Annotated in this window: 20 protein-coding genes and 3 pseudogenes; 14 read left to right on the top strand and 9 right to left on the bottom strand. The window is 68.5% G+C overall.

The window, feature by feature from the left end:
* Positions 1-50: 50 nt before the first annotated feature.
* Positions 51-761, bottom strand: coding sequence for an HNH endonuclease family protein (locus ABZ471_RS39885; protein ID WP_359073670.1), 711 nt, complete (start codon positions 759-761; stop codon positions 51-53).
* Between the two features lie 396 nt (positions 762-1157).
* On the opposite strand from ABZ471_RS39885, the gene ABZ471_RS39880 reads away from it, so the two are divergent.
* The 3 genes from ABZ471_RS39880 (at position 1158) to ABZ471_RS39870 (ending at position 2950) form a co-directional block, all read left to right on the top strand.
* The gene (locus ABZ471_RS39880) at positions 1158-1490 is read left to right on the top strand and encodes a WhiB family transcriptional regulator (RefSeq protein ID WP_359073668.1); all 333 of its coding nucleotides are present in this window, start codon (positions 1158-1160) and stop codon (positions 1488-1490) included.
* Between the two features lie 249 nt (positions 1491-1739).
* The gene (locus tag ABZ471_RS39875; protein WP_359073667.1) at positions 1740-1964 is read left to right on the top strand and encodes a hypothetical protein; all 225 of its coding nucleotides are present in this window, start codon (positions 1740-1742) and stop codon (positions 1962-1964) included.
* 143 nt (positions 1965-2107) lie between these two features.
* Positions 2108-2950 (top strand): hypothetical protein, encoded by an 843-nt coding sequence (locus ABZ471_RS39870; protein WP_359073665.1) that lies wholly within the window; start codon positions 2108-2110, stop codon positions 2948-2950.
* A 64-nt stretch (positions 2951-3014) separates the two neighbouring features.
* Here the strand turns inward: ABZ471_RS39870 and ABZ471_RS39865 are convergent, their stop codons facing one another.
* Positions 3015-3359: a hypothetical protein gene (locus ABZ471_RS39865; protein WP_359073663.1), complete on the bottom strand. Its 345-nt coding sequence runs from the start codon at positions 3357-3359 to the stop codon at positions 3015-3017.
* Between the two features lie 129 nt (positions 3360-3488).
* Here ABZ471_RS39865 and ABZ471_RS39860 point away from each other — a divergent pair, with 129 nt between their 5' ends.
* The 4 genes and pseudogenes from ABZ471_RS39860 (at position 3489) to ABZ471_RS39845 (ending at position 6562) form a co-directional block, all read left to right on the top strand.
* Positions 3489-3746: a hypothetical protein gene (locus tag ABZ471_RS39860; protein WP_359073661.1), complete on the top strand. Its 258-nt coding sequence runs from the start codon at positions 3489-3491 to the stop codon at positions 3744-3746.
* Positions 3743-4114, top strand: a complete 372-nt coding sequence (locus tag ABZ471_RS39855; protein WP_359073659.1) for a fic family toxin-antitoxin system, toxin component — start codon at positions 3743-3745, stop codon at positions 4112-4114. The genes ABZ471_RS39860 and ABZ471_RS39855 overlap by 4 nt, the downstream gene beginning before the upstream one ends.
* A 278-nt stretch (positions 4115-4392) precedes the next feature.
* Positions 4393-4746: pseudogene (locus ABZ471_RS39850) on the top strand (prepilin peptidase); the annotation flags it as partial.
* Positions 4747-5554: 808 nt separating this feature from the next.
* Entirely contained in the window at positions 5555-6562 is a 1008-nt protein-coding gene (locus tag ABZ471_RS39845; RefSeq protein WP_359073657.1) for a hypothetical protein, read from the top strand.
* 212 nt (positions 6563-6774) lie between these two features.
* On the opposite strand, the gene ABZ471_RS39840 is transcribed toward ABZ471_RS39845, so the two are convergent.
* The gene (locus tag ABZ471_RS39840; protein ID WP_359073655.1) at positions 6775-7152 is read right to left on the bottom strand and encodes an RICIN domain-containing protein; all 378 of its coding nucleotides are present in this window, start codon (positions 7150-7152) and stop codon (positions 6775-6777) included.
* Positions 7153-9013: 1861 nt separating this feature from the next.
* On the opposite strand from ABZ471_RS39840, the gene ABZ471_RS39835 reads away from it, so the two are divergent.
* The 3 genes from ABZ471_RS39835 (at position 9014) to ABZ471_RS39825 (ending at position 9915) form a co-directional block, all read left to right on the top strand.
* Positions 9014-9286, top strand: a complete 273-nt coding sequence (locus ABZ471_RS39835) for a hypothetical protein (protein WP_359073697.1) — start codon at positions 9014-9016, stop codon at positions 9284-9286.
* Between the two features lie 72 nt (positions 9287-9358).
* Positions 9359-9487, top strand: a complete 129-nt coding sequence (locus ABZ471_RS39830; protein ID WP_359073653.1) for a DUF6207 family protein — start codon at positions 9359-9361, stop codon at positions 9485-9487.
* Complete coding sequence (locus ABZ471_RS39825; protein WP_359073651.1) at positions 9487-9915, top strand: spore germination protein GerW family protein; 429 nt, start codon at positions 9487-9489, stop codon at positions 9913-9915. The genes ABZ471_RS39830 and ABZ471_RS39825 overlap by 1 nt, the downstream gene beginning before the upstream one ends.
* A gap of 191 nt (positions 9916-10106) precedes the next feature.
* Here ABZ471_RS39825 and ABZ471_RS39820 read toward each other — a convergent pair whose 3' ends face one another.
* Both ABZ471_RS39820 and ABZ471_RS39815 read right to left on the bottom strand, forming a co-directional pair.
* Positions 10107-10646, bottom strand: coding sequence for a hypothetical protein (locus ABZ471_RS39820; protein ID WP_359073649.1), 540 nt, complete (start codon positions 10644-10646; stop codon positions 10107-10109).
* 250 nt (positions 10647-10896) lie between these two features.
* On the bottom strand, positions 10897-11115 hold the full coding sequence (locus tag ABZ471_RS39815; protein ID WP_359073647.1) for a hypothetical protein: 219 nt from the start codon (positions 11113-11115) through the stop codon (positions 10897-10899).
* A gap of 175 nt (positions 11116-11290) precedes the next feature.
* On the opposite strand from ABZ471_RS39815, the gene ABZ471_RS39810 reads away from it, so the two are divergent.
* Positions 11291-11593, top strand: coding sequence for a hypothetical protein (locus tag ABZ471_RS39810; protein WP_359073646.1), 303 nt, complete (start codon positions 11291-11293; stop codon positions 11591-11593).
* Between the two features lie 82 nt (positions 11594-11675).
* Here the strand turns inward: ABZ471_RS39810 and ABZ471_RS39805 are convergent, their stop codons facing one another.
* The 3 genes and pseudogenes from ABZ471_RS39805 to ABZ471_RS39795 all read right to left on the bottom strand — a co-directional run.
* Positions 11676-12041: a hypothetical protein gene (locus ABZ471_RS39805; protein ID WP_359073695.1), complete on the bottom strand. Its 366-nt coding sequence runs from the start codon at positions 12039-12041 to the stop codon at positions 11676-11678.
* 110 nt (positions 12042-12151) lie between these two features.
* Entirely contained in the window at positions 12152-12358 is a 207-nt protein-coding gene (locus ABZ471_RS39800; RefSeq protein ID WP_359073693.1) for a tyrosine-type recombinase/integrase, read from the bottom strand.
* A gap of 110 nt (positions 12359-12468) precedes the next feature.
* Positions 12469-12633: pseudogene (locus tag ABZ471_RS39795) on the bottom strand (alpha-lytic protease prodomain-containing protein); the annotation flags it as partial.
* A 257-nt stretch (positions 12634-12890) separates the two neighbouring features.
* Between ABZ471_RS39795 and ABZ471_RS39790 the strand changes: the two are divergent.
* The gene (locus ABZ471_RS39790; RefSeq protein WP_359073644.1) at positions 12891-14594 is read left to right on the top strand and encodes a ricin-type beta-trefoil lectin domain protein; all 1704 of its coding nucleotides are present in this window, start codon (positions 12891-12893) and stop codon (positions 14592-14594) included.
* Positions 14595-14631: 37 nt separating this feature from the next.
* Here ABZ471_RS39790 and ABZ471_RS39785 read toward each other — a convergent pair whose 3' ends face one another.
* Positions 14632-15015 (bottom strand): transposase, encoded by a 384-nt coding sequence (locus tag ABZ471_RS39785; protein WP_359073691.1) that lies wholly within the window; start codon positions 15013-15015, stop codon positions 14632-14634.
* Between the two features lie 101 nt (positions 15016-15116).
* Between ABZ471_RS39785 and ABZ471_RS39780 the strand changes: the two genes are divergently transcribed.
* Positions 15117-15980, top strand: coding sequence for an IS5 family transposase (locus ABZ471_RS39780; protein ID WP_359073642.1), 864 nt, complete (start codon positions 15117-15119; stop codon positions 15978-15980).
* A pseudogene (locus ABZ471_RS39775) lies at positions 15977-16199 on the top strand (hypothetical protein); the annotation flags it as partial. The gene ABZ471_RS39780 and the pseudogene ABZ471_RS39775, both read left to right, overlap by 4 nt.

Below are 16199 nucleotides of genomic sequence, written 5' to 3'. Positions count from 1 at the left end.
CCTGGCTGGGCCCGTCGCCTTCCCCCGTGGTGACGGGCCCAGCGGTTCGCTCACCGGGCGAGGACGACGGTGATGGGCTGGTCGGGGCAGCTGGCGAGACCTTCGGCGAGCGCGGCCTGCTCGCCTGGGTCGATGGTGAGCTGGTAGCGGGTTTTATCGGCGACCCAGTCGGTGAGGTAGGTGCATCGGTAGCCGGTGTACGGGGGCAGCCAGGTGGAGGGGTCCTGGTCTGCCTTGGACCGGTTGGAGGCGGCGGAGACCGCGATCAGGGCGCGGGGGTCGTCGAGGTCGTTGGCGTAGAGCTCGCGTTCCTTGGCTGTCCAGGCGGAGGCGCCGGAGTCCCAGGCTTCGGCGAGCGGGACCAGGTGGTCGACGTCGAGTTTCCTGGCGTTGTCGAAGTACTGGTCGTCGTAGGGGCTGTACCAGTTGCCGCCGGTGAGGGTGCAGCGGGGCCCGACCTCCGGGTCGTTGACCGCTTCGGCCAAGAGCACCTCGGCGCGGGTGTTGCAGCCGTCCTTGTCGGCGTCGGTCCAGTGCTTGAACTTGTCGCGGCTGTAGCCGGTGCGGTCTTCGTCCTGGACGGTCAGTGATGCGAGGGCGTCGCGGACCGGCAGGGTGATGGTGTCCCCGGGGGCTTGCGGCTGGGCGGAGGCGGCGTGTGCCGGTGCGGGGGGTGTGGCGTGGGCGGGGGTGGGTGCGAGCAGAGCGGCGAGCGCGGACAGCGAGGCCGCTGCGGTGGGCAGGGCGCGGGACAGACGCACGGGCCTTCCTCTCAAAGATCTCGACCGGGTCGTGATCTTCGTACCGGCTGCTGCGAGAGCCTGTGGGTGAGACGGTGTCCGGCTCACTCGCCCGGGTGGAAAGTCGCATCAAAGGATCCCGGCCGGCGCCAGGGAAGACCACGCCGAGGTCTTCGCGGCGATCCGGCAGTGCATCAGCAGGCTGACCGGCGAATCCCTGCTCCCGGCGGTGTCCGGGTGCGAGGTCACCGGATGAGCGACGCCACAAGGTGCGGAGCGCTCGTCAAGGCCTCATCACCCGAAGGGCTTGTTGCAGGATGACGGTGTCCCATGCCCCATGTAGTTGCCGTACCGTTTGCGGACTGCACCCGCCCAGGGGAGTGCGGCGGGCCGGAACGGGGAGAGGACAGCGTCGGGGTGGTCAAGGACGATCAGGAGACCTGGGGTACGCAAGCGGTCTGCCGAACCGCTGATCCGGACGAACTGTTCGCCGAAGGCGCGGCCCAGAGCCGGGCCAAAGTCCTGTGCACCGGCTGCCCGGTGCGCACCGAATGCCTCGCCCACGCCCTCGATCACCGCATCGAGCACGGCGTGTGGGGCGGCATGACCGAGCGGGAAAGGCGGGCTCTCCTTCGGCGCCGTCCGACGGTGACCTCCTGGCGGCGCCTGCTGGAGACCGCGCGCGCCGAGCACAGCCGACAGGCTGCAAGCCATTCGGAGTTGAGCGAAGGATGGTCCGAGACGGGCTGAACGTCCCGGCGAGGACTGCCGAGAAGGCGAACGCCCAAGCAACGTCGCCGCCATGACGCTGAATCAGGGGGAGGAAGCGGCGGCTGGCCGGGCCGTCGACGAGGCGGAAGCGGCACGCGGGCGCTGAAGGCTCAGCTGTCGTGAGACGACCCGGAGGAGGAGCCCGGCGAGCCATGTCCGTGCGGGAGCTCGGACGGGCTGCACGGCGAGTCATGCGACTGTGAGGACGGCGCGGTCCTGATCCACACCATGCGTCTGCCGGGCAGCACCGAGGACGTCACCGTGTGGGAGGACATCTTCGCCTGTACCCATGGCTGCAACGACTACACGCAGACGGTGACGCTGCCCGACGCGCCCTGGGGCGTACGAGATCAGGCGGTCGACCGGCACGGCCTGATGTACGAGCGTATCCGCCTCTTCCTCGGTATCAAACACATGCAGGAGGACCTGTTGCCCGGCTTCGGAGCCGCGTGACGCGCTGTTGCCCCTGCTGGTCTGCTGGGGATGACCACGGGGGACGTTCCGCCACCGTCGGCTGACAAACCGGCGCGCCGCGGCGCCTGACCGTATGCGCGTCCAGTAGTTGAGGGTGCAGACGTGTAGAGGCGGGAGTTCAGGTGCCGAAGAAGAAGCAGATGAAGCGGTCACGCCGCGCGGGGCGCCAGCCGGTCGCGCAGCGGGAGTTGGTGCCTCAGCCTCGGTTGAGTGACACCGCTGAAACCGCTCGTCCAGCCGACGACTTGGAATGCTGGGAGCCCGAGCCCGCGCCGGAGTTCTCGAGCGGCGGCGCCGCGGTGGACCTGAAGTTCGCCACCGGAACGATGCCGGCCGTGCGACTGGGCTTCGGCGAGCTGTTCGCGCAGGAGCGTCGGGGCCCCATCCGCGAGCGCTGGGGCTACACCGTGGAGCTGCCAGCCGTACTGGAGCTCCTGGAGCGGATCGGCGACGGACGGATCCCCGCGCACGATGTCCGCAGCGTGCTGCTCAAATCAGTCGACCTGCTGTACGACACACTCCGGTGCTGGGAGGCCGAAGACCCTGACGATCTCCGCCATGCGTGCCTGGAGGCCGGGGGATGCCTGCTGTGCGAGAAGCACCGCTCGTGGTTCGACGCCCTGTTGGCCGAAGCGGACGACCGCTGGCAGCGGCTGCAGCAGCCGGAGAACTATCCGTTCGCCGCGGGCCGGCAAGGCCTTCACGAGACGTCCTGCTGCGTCGTCAGGCGTGAGATGCCGTCGGCTTACGCCCGGCCGACGGGCGAGGATTACGTGGTGGCGTTGAACGCCTTCAGCCACACCGGCGATCCGCACAGCTCCAGCGAGGACTTCGACGGATCCCGCAACTATCCCCGCTTCGACGTCATGACCCCGGAGGAAGCCCTGGCCTGGATCGCCGAGAGGACCGGGCCGAAGGGCGGCCGCAACTACAAACGCTGCCAGCGGTGTGCCCCGGCCGTGTGAGCACTGGCAGCCCGTCGCGGATGCGCTGCCGCTGACGTCAGTCCATCGGCGGGCCGGTTGAGGGCTACGAGGGCTCCATAAGTTGCCCCGTCTTCGTGGTCCTGCGCTGGAAGAGGAAGAACGGGCCGCCGAGCTGGGACAGCGCGGTGGGATGTTCGGTGAGGGCGATCGTCTGCCGACGGAAGCGCCAGCCCGTTCCGTATCGCGATGGCTGCAGGTCTGCCGGGTTGGTCTCCCATTCGGCCAGGTGCTGGACTAGGGCGGCGAGCATCCCGGCGTCCTGCGCCCTCATGGTCGGCGAGGCGGGAGCCTCCTGCAGCACCGCGACGATGGTGTGCACGGTCTGGGTGCTGATCCAGGTCGTCGGCTTGCCATTGGCGACGCTGGTCCGCAGCCGCATCTGGCGCACGCCGCGCTTTGCGTCCCTTCTCGCGGTACGGCTCGTGGCGCCGGTCGCTACATCAGGCAGCAGGAGTGCGGTGTCGAGCGTGTACCGCTTCCACGCCCGCGACTGCTACCACCCTGCTACCATGCGGGTGTGACTTCCACGAAGAGGCAGACGCAGGTCCGGCTGGAAGAGGACGTGCTCGCGGCCGGCAAGGCCGCCGCGGCAGCCCGCCGCCTGGACTTCAACAAGTACGTGGAGCGGCTCATCATCGAGGACACCACCGGTGCCCGTGCCGCCGGTATGGCTGCGGCCCAGCGGCTCATCGATGAGCACGGCACGTTCCTCGACGATCTGGAGCGTCAGCTCGACGCCCCGTACACCGAGCAGCACCCGGGCGCCGCCGCGTGATCCTGCACGTCGACGAATCCTGGATCCTCGAAGTGGCGCAACGGGCCGGGCGCCGCGACCCGGCCGCCGACGATTACGGCGTCCCTATCGCCGCCGTCGCCCGCCACCGTGGCGAACTCCTCGACACACCCGTCTACGACGGCGCCTACGCCCGCGCCGCCGCCCTGGTACACAACTTGGGCCGTTGTCGCTGGCTGGAGCACTCCAACCTCACCGTCGCCTGCGCCGTCGCCGTCATGTACCTCGAGGCCAGCAACATTCCCGTGAACCCCACCCGCGAACAGCTCACCGCACTCGCTCACGAGCTGAACAACCCGCGCTGCACCGCTGCCCGGATCGCGTCCTTCCTGCGCACCTGGAAACCCTGATCACGGCCCGGGTGGTGATCGCCTCAGACCACGCCAGCTCAGTGAGCTGGAGAATGGTGGCATCTGGGTGCGCTGCGAGCCGTCCGCGTGGCTGTTCCTGATCGCTCTGACCGTGACCGGAGCGCTTCTGGGGTCCTAGCTGTGGTTTAAAGGGGCGACCTCCACCAGGGTGCAAGGTGGAGGGCCGCCCCCACCCTGCTGCCTGTCAGAGCAGGGCACTATGACGTTAGGTGCTGGCGCCCGGTTTCGCTGTCCGGCGCGACGGCGATCGGAACGTCCTGTGGGGCTGCGGCACGGGCGTGCTCATACCCCGTCCCGCGTACCGGTTCTCCGTGCCGTCCGAGGAACCATGGCGGTCGGCGTGCCCGGCCGGCCATCCCTTCACCGGTACCGGCGGCTGGCTGGCTGGGGCGTGCTCGCTGCGCCGCCGGGGACGTCTACGGGCCGAGCACCCTCTGCGCTGCCTCTGCCACGGCCGTGGTCTGCTCCCTGCTGGCGGCCGCCACCGGGGCCCGCCCCGAGCTGGTGGTCTGGCTGCGCCTCGTCCCGGCCGCCGTGTTGCTCGCCACCGTCGGCTTCGCGGCGCACCGGCTGTCCGACGTCCTCATCCTGCGCTTGCCGCGGCCGCGGTGACCTGGTGGTCATACCTGCTGGAGGTGGGCTGGCGTCCGCACGCGGTGGGGCAGGCCGCGAGGTCGCAAGGAACTCCGCTCAGGGGCTACGGTTGATTCACAGGAGAATACGGAATCCTCCCCTGAACCGGGGACGGTTACGCTCTCCGGCCGAAAGCGTTCTTAGCTCAAAGCTGCTTCAAAAGCGCTGTGTAGAGCACCGTAGTAGAGAACGGATGTTATCGGTTCAAACCCGATAGGACGCCGCAGGCGGGCTTCCTTCCGCGTTCGGCAACGAGGGAAGCCCAGCGACCTTCACACGAGGTGATCGCTGGTGTTCCTGGCAACACAGTTCCCGATCGCCGACCTGCGCCCTCTCCTGGCCCGGGAGACCCGCCGACTCGATGTTCCGTGCTGGCCGCTGGCGCAGTCGGGCGAGTTCGTCAGATCGACCGGACCGGTACGCTCGCGGAAAATGGGAGGATTGGTCCCCTGGTTCGGTGAGGGTGTCTTCTGCGACGCCGCGAGCGTGTTCCGCTTCCCACCGAGTTTCTCGGAATTCCGCCTCCTGCCCGGGGACGAGCGCACATCCGGTTTCGCGTGCGCCTACCGGCGGCTGATCACGGACGGGTTTGTCAGTACTCGGTTCGAGCTGGCCGTCGCGGGAGGAAGGTCAGGAAGACGGGGGCGGGCGAGACTGCCCAGCCAGGACTTCGTCGCACTCCTGATCAACTGGCTCGACCTTCCCGTCGCCATCACGTCCCGCGGTGATGGAGACCGCCGGAGCAGCTGTCATCTCGGACAGGCAGGAGCGCCGCTCACGGCGCACGTGCTCCGGGCGACCACCAGATTCCCCACCTCCACCCCTGCAGTCGAACGTTCCTGGCTCCAGCCGGGCCGGCCGCTGCTGCTGGCCGACTACACGTCCAAGGAGGCCGAGCAGCCGCCGGACGCCAAGGTCGTGGATCTACAGCAGGACATTGGGGTGCGCCTGGCCCACTGCCGGGTGAGTTTCCGTGGAACGCTGGTCGGCGTCTGGTTGCTCGAGCGGAAGATGGGCCCGAGTCCGGACAAGGACGCCGTGCGTCGGCTCCGGGTTCATCTGCTCCGTCTCCACACGGAGTACGAGTGTGTGCGACTCGGGCTCCGCTTTCTCATGAGACAAGCGCAGGACGGCAGGAACACCGAGGCGGTGGCGCGATTCCTGAATCGAGGACTCGACCTGCTGTCCAGCCCGCGGAAGTACGGGTTCGACCAGGATCCGATCCTGGCTGCCGCATACGAGGCAGAGCAACTCGTGACCGCGGACGAATGGCGGACCGTAGTGCACATGCTGAGCGAGAAGCGGGCGCACGAGCTCGCCCGGATCGACAACACCACCGGCGGATGGCCCCGTTTGGACAACAACACCGCGGCAGGCGGCGGTTCGCAGCCGGTCTACTTCGCGGACCGGATCGTGGTGGCAGGGAGAGGCGGGATCGTGAACGAGTTCTACACACGCGCTGGCGGGGACATCCACGGCGTCATCGGCAGCGGAAACATCGTGACGAGCAGTTTCAACCGGATAGACGGCTCGAACCTGCCCGACGAAGCCAAGGCCTTGCTGAAGCAGCTCACGGAAGCTGTCGCACTGACGGAGAGCAGGCTGCCCGCCGAAGAGGCCGAGCAAGTGAGCAGGGACCTCTCCGCCTTCCAGGACGAAGCGCTGTCCGGCACACCGCGCAGGAACGTGCTGCAGGTCCTCGGCGATTCGCTCCAGAAGGCGGCCGACTTCGTTGGCGACGTCGGCGCCCCGATCGCGAACCTAGTCACCGCCGTGATCGGCTTGATTGCGTAGGTGTCACCGGCGGTGCTGCGCCGGGGGGCGTACCTCGGCGGTCTGCGCGGGCGCGCGACAGCACTGATCCCGTGCGCCGCGGCGGCCCGTGGTGGGGTCCCCGCGGCGTCGGCTGTGCTCCCCGCGGGGAGCACACGCTTGCGAGTGCGGGCGTGTAAGCGTTCTTTTAGACACACCCAGCAGAAATGGACAGGGGCGGCTGGAACTGGGTGTCAGCTGATCGTCCAGCGCTGCAGTGCGGAGCCGGTGTCCGGCTGCTGGGTGACCAGACTTCCGTCGGAGGTGGACGCCGTGGTCAGCAGCAGCCCACTCGCCTTGGAGGTGAGGGTGTAGCCACCGCCCGCAGCTGCGTTGACAACCCAGCGCTGGTTGGTGTTGCCGGTGCAGGCGTAGTGGAGCACCTGTGCGCCGGGGGAGGTGGAGCTGTGGTCGACGTCCAAACAGAGGTCGGACCAGCGGTTCACGATCTGGTAAGAGCCGTCCGATTGCCGAGTGAAGACCCAGTCCTGACCGGCCCCTCCGTTGGATGTCCAGGTGACGACCTGGGAGTCCGGGTCGGGGAATATGTCGAGCGCCCTGCCCGATGCCACCAGGGTGTGGGTGCCGCTGAGGACCGGGTTGGCTGACGCAGTGAAGGATGCTGTGCCCGTGGGGGTGCTGGACGATGCGGAGTGACTGGGGCTCCCCGGAGAGCTTTGGGCGGTATCTGGCAGTGCGCTCTTTCCGGTCGGTCTGGTGACGGTCGGGCCGGGTGTCGGTGTGCTGCCGGGGGGCCGGGTGGTTTGCCGAGCCAGATCTGCGCGGGGGAGCCGGCGCGGGCCTTGAGAGCCACGGTGTCCGGGCGGTCGTGGGCGTGTTCCGGGGTGAGGAGCAGGTGCGGTGCGGCGGAGGTGGCGATTTCGCCCGCGCACGGATCGGCATTGGGCGCCAGGTCCGTGACGGGGAGGATGATGTCCTCAGCCAGCCCCAACAAGAGGACGGTCGGTGCCGGAACGGCCTTGGTCCGGTCGATGACAGTGCCAAGGGCGTGCTCGCTGCCGGCCTGTACCGCCAGGAGGTACTCGAAAGCGAGCTCCGCCTCTTCGGGGGTCAGTGGCGTGCGGGGCTGCGCGTACGGTATTCGGATCTCCTCAACAGGCTAGCCGCCGTGCCGATCACGGCGCCTGACCTGATGCTCAGGCCGTGCCCCTGTGGATAAAGTCCGGAGATTTCTGCGCAGGCACGGCCTGGCCGTCGACGGCGGCCGCACCAGAGGCGGGGGAGGAGGTGCGCCTGCTCGCCAAGGACGGGTTGGCCGCCGCCGGCCTTGAGTTGGACCGGGGGCCGGAGGAGATGGGCGGCATGCCCAAGAGCGCGGGCCGCTCGGGTGCCTCGCACGCGATGACGGTCAACGAGACGGTCATCGCGATGATCCGTCCGAAGCCCGACCTGGACCTGGTGGCCGGGGAGCCGGCCGAAGCCCTCGAGGTCGCCCAGGCTTGGGTCGATGCGCCCGACGGGATCGGCGGCCTCACCTCCTACGCCACCGAGGTCGCTCTCCCGGCGACAGGCACGTGGAAGAACCCGGGCGTGGGATGTGCGTGGGCCGACATCGTCCTCATCGCCCCGGAGGCCGGGTTGCCGCTGTTGTGCATCGAGGCCGACAACTGCACCGAAGACGCCGCGAAAATAGCGGCGAAGTTCGACAAGTACATGCGCCACTTTTACCGCAAGGCCAAGGACACCGACGGCCAGGACAAGCCGATGTGGCGCACCCGCTGGTCCGCCCCCGATCCCCAGTGGGGCGACGCGACGCACCCGCCGGTCCTGCTCGTCTTCAACCAGGTCGGCCCGCGGCCCGCGCTGAAGCAGATGGAGAAGGTCGCCGCCCTCACCCGCGAGCACTGGCGGGGCCAGGAGGCCGACGGCTTCCACCTCTACAACGGGAAGATGCCGATCGTGGCGACCACGCTGGAGCTGCTGCGCGAGCACGGACCGGCCGGGCCCGCGTTCTGGCGCTTCGGCCGCGCGGACCTACAGAACCTCCGGGACGCGATCGGCAACCCCCGCCGGGATACTGCCCTCGCCCGCCGCGCCGAAGACGCGCGGCGCCGTCTCGCGCAGGAAGCAGCCGAACGCGAGGCGCAGCGTCCGGTGTGCGCCGACTGCAGGACCAAGTTCTCCGATGACGGGTGGCAGGCCAGCATCGCGGTCGACTGGGGCCGCGGGGCAGCCACCCGCGCCTGTGCGACGACTGCAAGACCCGGGCGCTCGAGGCGGAACGGCAGGCCGAACAGGCCGAACGCGAGCGCCAGGAGCAGGAGCACCAGGAGGAGACGCAGGCCTCGAAGGCCGGCGGCTGGCTCGGACGCTGGCGCAGCTGACCCGGGCAAGCCTCCCGGCAGCGCGAGGCTTGCCCAGAGCCGCCTGGGCAAGCCTCCGTTGTCGGTGGCGGCTGCGAGGCTGGAGGGCATGGACAGCGACGATGAGCAGCTGTTGCGCGGCCGGATCTACGGCACCGACTACGACCACCCCGGCCCGAAGCCGGGACGGAGCTACGCCGAACTGGTGGGCGGCCCGCTGGACGGACTGCTGCTCGACATCACCGGCTGGAGGCCGGAGGAGATCGACGACGGTGTCTCCCTTCTCACAGAGCTCGGGCAGTTCGGCCCCGGAGGCCGGGCGCTGTATGACCCGCGCCCCGGCGATCCGGCCCGCTGGGACTGGGGCGGCGACAGCCCCTGACCACCTGCACTCGGTCGGGTGAAGACACGGCAGCGGCGGAATTTGCTTGGCAGCCCAGGCGTAATGCCGTACATGGACCCCATCAACGAGGCGCACGTGAGCGAGCCGGGCCTGCTCGTCGTCGACGTCGCGGCCGCCGACGACGCCACCGCCACCCACATTCTCGGCACAGCCGAGCGCCCCCAGGAGGCAGACATCTGATGAGCGGCATCGAAGAGACCACTGCCCCCGTCCAGCTCGGGGACCTCACTGCGGCACACGCCTCTGTCACCCTGCTGGAACGACTGGCCGACAAGCTCGGCGGCCGGGCGTCGGTCACCGCCGTGTACGGCGAACCGGTCACACGGGACGGCATCACCGTCATCCCTGTCGCCCGCGTCGGTTTCGGGTTCGGAGGCGGCGCGGGACGTGAAATCGGCACCGCCAACTCGGGCGAAGGCGGAGGTGGCGGAGGCGGAGCCGAGGCCAGGCCCCTCGGCTTCATCGAGATCAAGGACGGCGCCGCCATCTACAAGCCGATCCGCGACCCCTGGGTCGACATCGCACTCCCACTCACGGCGCTACTGGCCGGAATCGTCGGATTCAAGTCCGTGCGCCACTTGTTGCGGATGAAGAACCGTCGCCACTGAACCGTATGCCGGGAGCCGGAACATCGCCTTAGCTCAGCCTGCTGAGCTGACGGACAAACGGACAACCTCAAACCCCCGCCATAACTGGGGAACCGACGAAATGCGGTACGCCGGGTGACGGAATGCGTGGAGTGGGGTCAGTCCGCCGGCCGACCGCTGCGGGGTCGCCGGCGGTGCGTGGGTCCGGCGGCTTACAGGCCGCCGGCCTTGACCGGGAACTTCTGGATCGTCGCGACGACGATGTCGGGCTTGTCGGGGGCGACGAAGTCGACCGGCTTCTTCAACTGGAACAGGTCGCCCCGCGGGGGGTACTGGGTCAGCTGCGTGGTGAGCGTGAACGTGTCCTTCGTGGACAGGGTCAGCGGCTCGCTGCCCGGCTGGTCGATGACCATGGTGCAGGGGCTCATGACCAGGGTGCACTCGTACCTGGGCGGGAACTGCTGCATCAGCCTCAGCAGACTGGCCGGATCGACGTCGACGTCGTTCTGCTCGATGGTGATGGTGCCGCCTTCCGCTCCCCCCTCGTCCAGCGCGGGGAGTTCCGCGGTCATCCTGAAGCCGATCAGCCGCAGACGCACGCTGTTGATCGGGTCGTCCGGGTTGACGTCGACGCGGTGCTTCCAGCCTCCGCGAAAGTCCACGGAGACCAGCTTGTTCCGGATCTGCAAGGGGGTGTTGATGGCAAGGGCGCTGCACGGGATCTCGGCGCCGATCGGGGGAAGAGCAGGCATGCGGCATTCCTTCGGGTAGCGGGGCGGGGATGGGGACCCATCACGCTCACCCTTGGGCCCGGCACGCCCCCCACGCGAGCGTCGTCGTCCATGCAGACCACAGATTCACCCCATCGCGTCCCGCCCCCCAACAAGCACCGTCGGGAGCGAGGCTCTGCTGATGACGCGGCGCATCTGCGTACGGAGCTCACCGGGAATCTCCACGTCTCTACGCGGGATCGTCACTCGGTAGCGGCCGTATTTCAGCAGGTCAGCCCATTCCGTCGGTTTCCCAGACGAGTACGTGGTTGCGGGGCGCCTCGAGGTCCTCTGCGTCGAAGCCGGGTGCGCTGATGTGGTGGAGGTGCTCGGTGAGCGTGGCCGCGATCGTCTCCCACTGTGAGGAGCGGTTCGTGAAGGCCTCGTCAGCCTGCACGCTGCGGTCGTTCGTACTGAACCGGGCCCTGAGATCCCGGCCTGTCACGTCCACCCCCGAAAGATGATCACCAGCAGGGTCAACCTATGCCCGCGCTGCGGGGTTTAGGGAGTCCGCCCTGCCGCCGTGGCCAGGCTGGGCGGCGGTTTCCGGCCTGCTCGTGCACTGAAGGTCCGTGACGGCACCGGGCCGGGCAGGCGGGCCGGGAGGACAATGGCGGCTCCCATTCATGATCAAGATCGAGGGGGTTGTCGTGACCGGCACACCAGATGAGCCCGACTTCTCCGGCCTGGAAGGCGGCGATGAGCAAGCGGCGGAGGATGCCGTCCAGGAGGTGGTGAACTGGTACAACACTCAGATCATTACGGAGCGCCGCGCACCAGTGCCCGGCGAAGAGCGTGTCGAAGAGCTGAAGGCCGGCCGTCAGGCCGCGCTCGCCGACCAGGCGCAGCTGGTGACCGCCGACCCGGAGGAAGCCGAGCAGATCGCCGCCGTTTATGCGGCGCGGCTGAAGGAGCTCAAGGAGTCGTAGCCATGGGCCTGTAGCGGGACGGGCAGGGGCCAGACGGGCGGGTGCGGCCGGTCGATGCGGGCCGGCTGCACCCGAGGCGGCATCAGGGGCCGGGCGAGAGCGGCGATGTCGTCCAGTTCGGCCCGGTGCTGCGGGAGCACACGGCGCAGCGCCTGGTGGAGGCGGAGAAACGCGCCATGTACGGGCGGAGCCGTTCCGCGGCGAGCGCCCACGATGCCCGGCCCAAGCCGCCGGTTTCGTGGCGGAGCAGGGCCTGCCCGTCCCTGCGGATCATGGTGATTGCCGCGATCTGCGGGTGTCGTTCGGCGATGGCGACGACGTCAGCGAGCGCGTGGAAGCAGGTGTCGTGCCCGGAGCGCGTGGTGAACCGGCCGGTGCCGCCGAGCTGCACCGCCCGGGCGTACCGCAGTGCGGTGGCGAGCCGGCTGTCGGCCTCGCGGACGGCCAGGACGACGAGCTCGACCGGATAACCGTCGACCGCGAACCTGAGACGACCGCGTCGCGGTCCACCAAGACCTCGATGGTGCGGACGTTCCGTTCGAAGTAGCCCGCCTCGGACTATGCCTTGGACAGGGTGTTCGGCGTGATCTTCGCGTAGTACTGCGTGGACTGCGGGGAGCGATGTCCAAGCCAGGCTTGCAGCTCGAACAGCGTCATGGGCTCCTTGGCGTTGTAGAGCTGGCTGGCGATGGTGGACCGAGCGCGGTGGCTGGTGATGTTGCCTCGGACGTGGGCGTCCGGGACGCCTGCCTTGCGGCAGAGCAGCGCGCTCCGCCGCCGAAGACGGCGTCGCCGACGGCTGCGTCAAACGGTTTGAAGCGGGCGGGTGCCCGTGCGACGGTGACCGTTGCGGGCATGGTGTCGGTGACCCGGGTCAGCCTGTCCCAGGTTCCGCCGGTGACCGTGGGGTCGGCCAGTACGGAGACCTTGTTGGCCTTCAGGTCGATCGAGAAGGCGGTGCCCGGGACGGAGGCACGACCAGTGCCGCCACGGTCGCCGAGGCGACTGCGGAGGCCAGGATCGCGCCGGTTCGCCTGGATACCCGCCTGTGTCCGCTGCCGTTAGCGCGTCTGACGCCCACCTCACCTATTCGGAACAAGAGTCGGCATTGATGAATGCTGCTGACGGACCGGGCCGGGGTCACCTTCCAAACACACCGCGTAGCTCACCGATTCAGTTCGGTACAGATTTCCCTCGAGCTCGAAGGCTTCTTTCTTTCATTCATTGTGAAGCATGTTCGACATCTATAACATTCGTTCCGCTACGATCTCCTGAACGACACCGGAGGAGGGTCACCTTGAGCGACAGACTGCTGTCCGGAGGACTGTCCGGCCTTTCGGACGGTGAGCTGACTGCGCTGGTGCGGCAGGGCCCGCGCCGCGACTCCTCCCCCGCAGTGGCCGAGCTCTTCTCCCGGCACTGGGCGAGCGTGTACCGGTACACCGGGCTATGCACCCGCCGTCCATCGGCGGCGATCGAACTGGTTAAGGAGGCGTTCCTCCTCGTTCAACGCGAGGCCCGGGACAGCGAGACTCGGCCCTTCGCCTGGTGCCCCCGGCTGCTCGCAACGGTCCTGGCCTGCGCCAGAACCTGGTCGACGAACGACCACCGTACGGATCTGAGCACCGAGCTCCTGGCCTGGCTGGACGAACCCGGCAACGCCGGCGAGGCCGAGGACGGCGGTCCCCCAACCCTCGCCCGATGGGCGTTCGCGGAACTGCCCGAGCAGAGCCAGTGCCTGCTGTGGCACAGCGTGGTCGAAGGCGATCCACCCGCCGACATCAGCCGTCTGACGGGCCAGGGCGAGCAGATCGCGGCACGGCATGAGGCGCGGGTTCGCAAGCTCTTCCGGGAGGAGTGCGTCCAAGCACACCTCACCCGCACCATTGACCCGGAGTGCCTGACCTACGGCAGCCTGCTCGATGCGGCCACCCGCAACGAGACGGCCGACCCCGGTCCACAGGACCTGGACAGGCACCTGCTGGGCTGCACCCACTGCCGGGCAGCCGCCGAGGAACTGGAGCAGTACGGTGACCGGCTGCCCCTCATCCTTGCCGGCGGAATGCTGGCCTGGGGCGCCAAACCGTACCTGGACACCCGCAAGGCGGGCGGAGTGCGGTGCGAGGTGGATTCGCCTCGCACCGCACTCCGCCCGGGGAGTCCCCCCGCGGTCCTCGCCGCCGCTGCGGGCCTGACCGCCGCCGTTCTCATCGCGCTCGCCGCGACCGTCGGCAACCTCGGCACGCATACCAACGGCAACTCAGCCTCGCCCCAGGCCGGCCCGTCATCCCGATACGCCCAACCCAACGCGATCGCCGGTGCGTCCACCGCTTTCCCTCAGCCCAGCCCACAGGTGACCGGCACCCAGCTGCGCAACGCCAGCACAGGGAAGTGCCTGGACGTCCGCGGCGGCACTCCGGCTGCCGAGGCAGACGTGGTCAGCGCCCGCTGCACCTCGGCCCCCAGCCAGCAATGGGTCTTCGGCGAAGACTCCCTGGTGCACACGGCTACGAACCCGAACCTGTGCCTGGACACCACTGGCGACGGCGGTGTGGTGCTGCACACCTGCGACCAGGGATCCAGTCGTGGCCCCCGCGACCTGCGCCTCACATGGAACACAAAAGGCGAAATATTCACCTCCACGTCACCGGAACTGGCCCTCACCTCCGTGCCCGCCAATGCCCCGGACGACGTGGTCCTGAAGATCCGTGACGGATCCACCGACCAGATCTGGCTCGGCCAGGCGCCATCCTCCAAGGAGCCCGTCACCAAACGGGCGGCCCCGTCGGACACACCGGCCAAGCACACCCCCTCCCCCCGGCCATCCACCAAGGCCCCATCGCCCTCCTCTCCCCGGCCATCCACCAAGGCCCCATCGCCCTCCTCTCCACAGCCCTCGACTCCATCCCCGACGCCCTCTGGGAACGTCACCGACGGGGGCGGCGGGATTTTCGCGGGAATGGACGGGGGCGGCGGGATTTTCGCGGGAATGAGTGGATGAATGGATGTGTCAGCGATCTTGTGTAAGTCGGGTGGTGTCATTGGATGCTGAGCCGGTCCTCGAAGAACAGTGAGAACTGGTTCAGTGCCTCTTTCCAGTGTGCGGCGACGTGGTTGGCGTCGCGCGCTTTGGGGTTGATCTGCTCGCGGACCGCGAGGTAGAGCACCTTCAACGCGGCTTGTTCCGAAGGGAAGTGGCCGCGGTTGCGGGTCGCCTTGCGGAGCCGGGCGTTCATCGATTCGACCATGTTCGTGGAGTAGACCACCGTCCTTATGGCCGGCGGGAACGCCAGATAGGGAGTGAACTCCAGCCAGGCCGACCGCCAGGTGCGGACGATCGCGGGGTAGCGTTCGCCCAGCTCAGAGGCCGCGAACACGTCGAGGGCCTGCTCGGCGGCCTGTTCGGTTGGCGCTGTGTAGATGGCTCTGAGTGGGCGTTAAGTCCGATCTTCCTCGGTTCGTGATCGCTCGATCGTGGTACTGACCGCCGTACGAGGCGCCGGGTGGGCATGTCCATGTTGAGATGCGAGGTGTGAAGAGAGAGCCGTACCTCAGCGACTTATCGGACGAGCAGTGGGCGTTGATCGAGCCGATGATCACGGCCTGGAAGCAGGACCGGGTGGCGCGGTCAGCGACGGACGGCCCGGGCTCCTGCGACCTGAGGGAGGTCGTGAACGCGATCTTCTATCAGAACCGGACGGGCTGTCAGTGGCGCTATCTGCCCCACGACTTTCCTGCCTGGTCGGCGGTGTTCTACTACTTCGGCCTGTGGTGCGAGGACGGGCTCGACCAGCGGATTCAGGAACTCCTGCGCTGCCAGGTGAGGGAGAGAGCCCGGCGATTAGAGGACCCGTCCCTCGTGATCATCGATACCCAGTCCGTCCGCGCGGCTGCCGGTGTCCCGAAGACCACGACGGGACTGGATGCCAACAAGAAGGTGTCGGGGCGCAAGCGGGGGCTGGCCGTCGACGTGCTGGGGCTGATCATCGGCATCGTCGTCCTGGCCGCATCCACCCATGACAACGCCGCCGGCACCGCCCTGCTCGACCAGGCCGCCGAACGCTGCGGGATGCGGCTGGAGAAGGCCCTGGTGGACCAAGGCTTCAAGGACGAAGTCGTCATCCATGGCGCGTTGAGGGACATCGACGTCGAGGCCGTCCGCCGCAACCCGGCTGACCAGGGCAAAGGCTTTGTCCCGCAGCCCAAGCGGTGGGTGGTGGAGCAGACGAACCGCACGCTGCTGCTGCACCGGCGTCTGGCCCGTGAGTACGACCACCGGCCCGACACCTCCGTCTCGCGCGTCTACTGGGCCTCCACCGCGAACATGACCCGCCGCCTCACCACACCGAGTCCCACCTGGCGCGACACCCTCGCTCTGGCCGCGTGAACGTCACCGAACTCCTCGCCGGCCTCCAGGCCCAGCATGACGAGGTCACCGCCCGAGCCGCAGAACTACGCGGTCAGATCGAGCACTTGACCGCTGCCCTGGCCGAGACCCAGGCGCGACTCGCTGACCTGGACACCACCCGGAAGGTCATCGCGGAGGCCGCGCCGGCAGGAGCCGAATCCGGCCCGCCCGAGACCAGCACCGCCTACCAGGCCATCG

The sequence above is a fragment of the Streptomyces sp. NPDC005728 genome (assembly GCF_040630895.1).
Taxonomy (GTDB): Bacteria; Actinomycetota; Actinomycetes; order Streptomycetales; family Streptomycetaceae; genus Streptomyces.
Note: the sequence above shows the minus strand (reverse complement) of the source record. Positions and strands in the feature narration are given on the sequence as shown.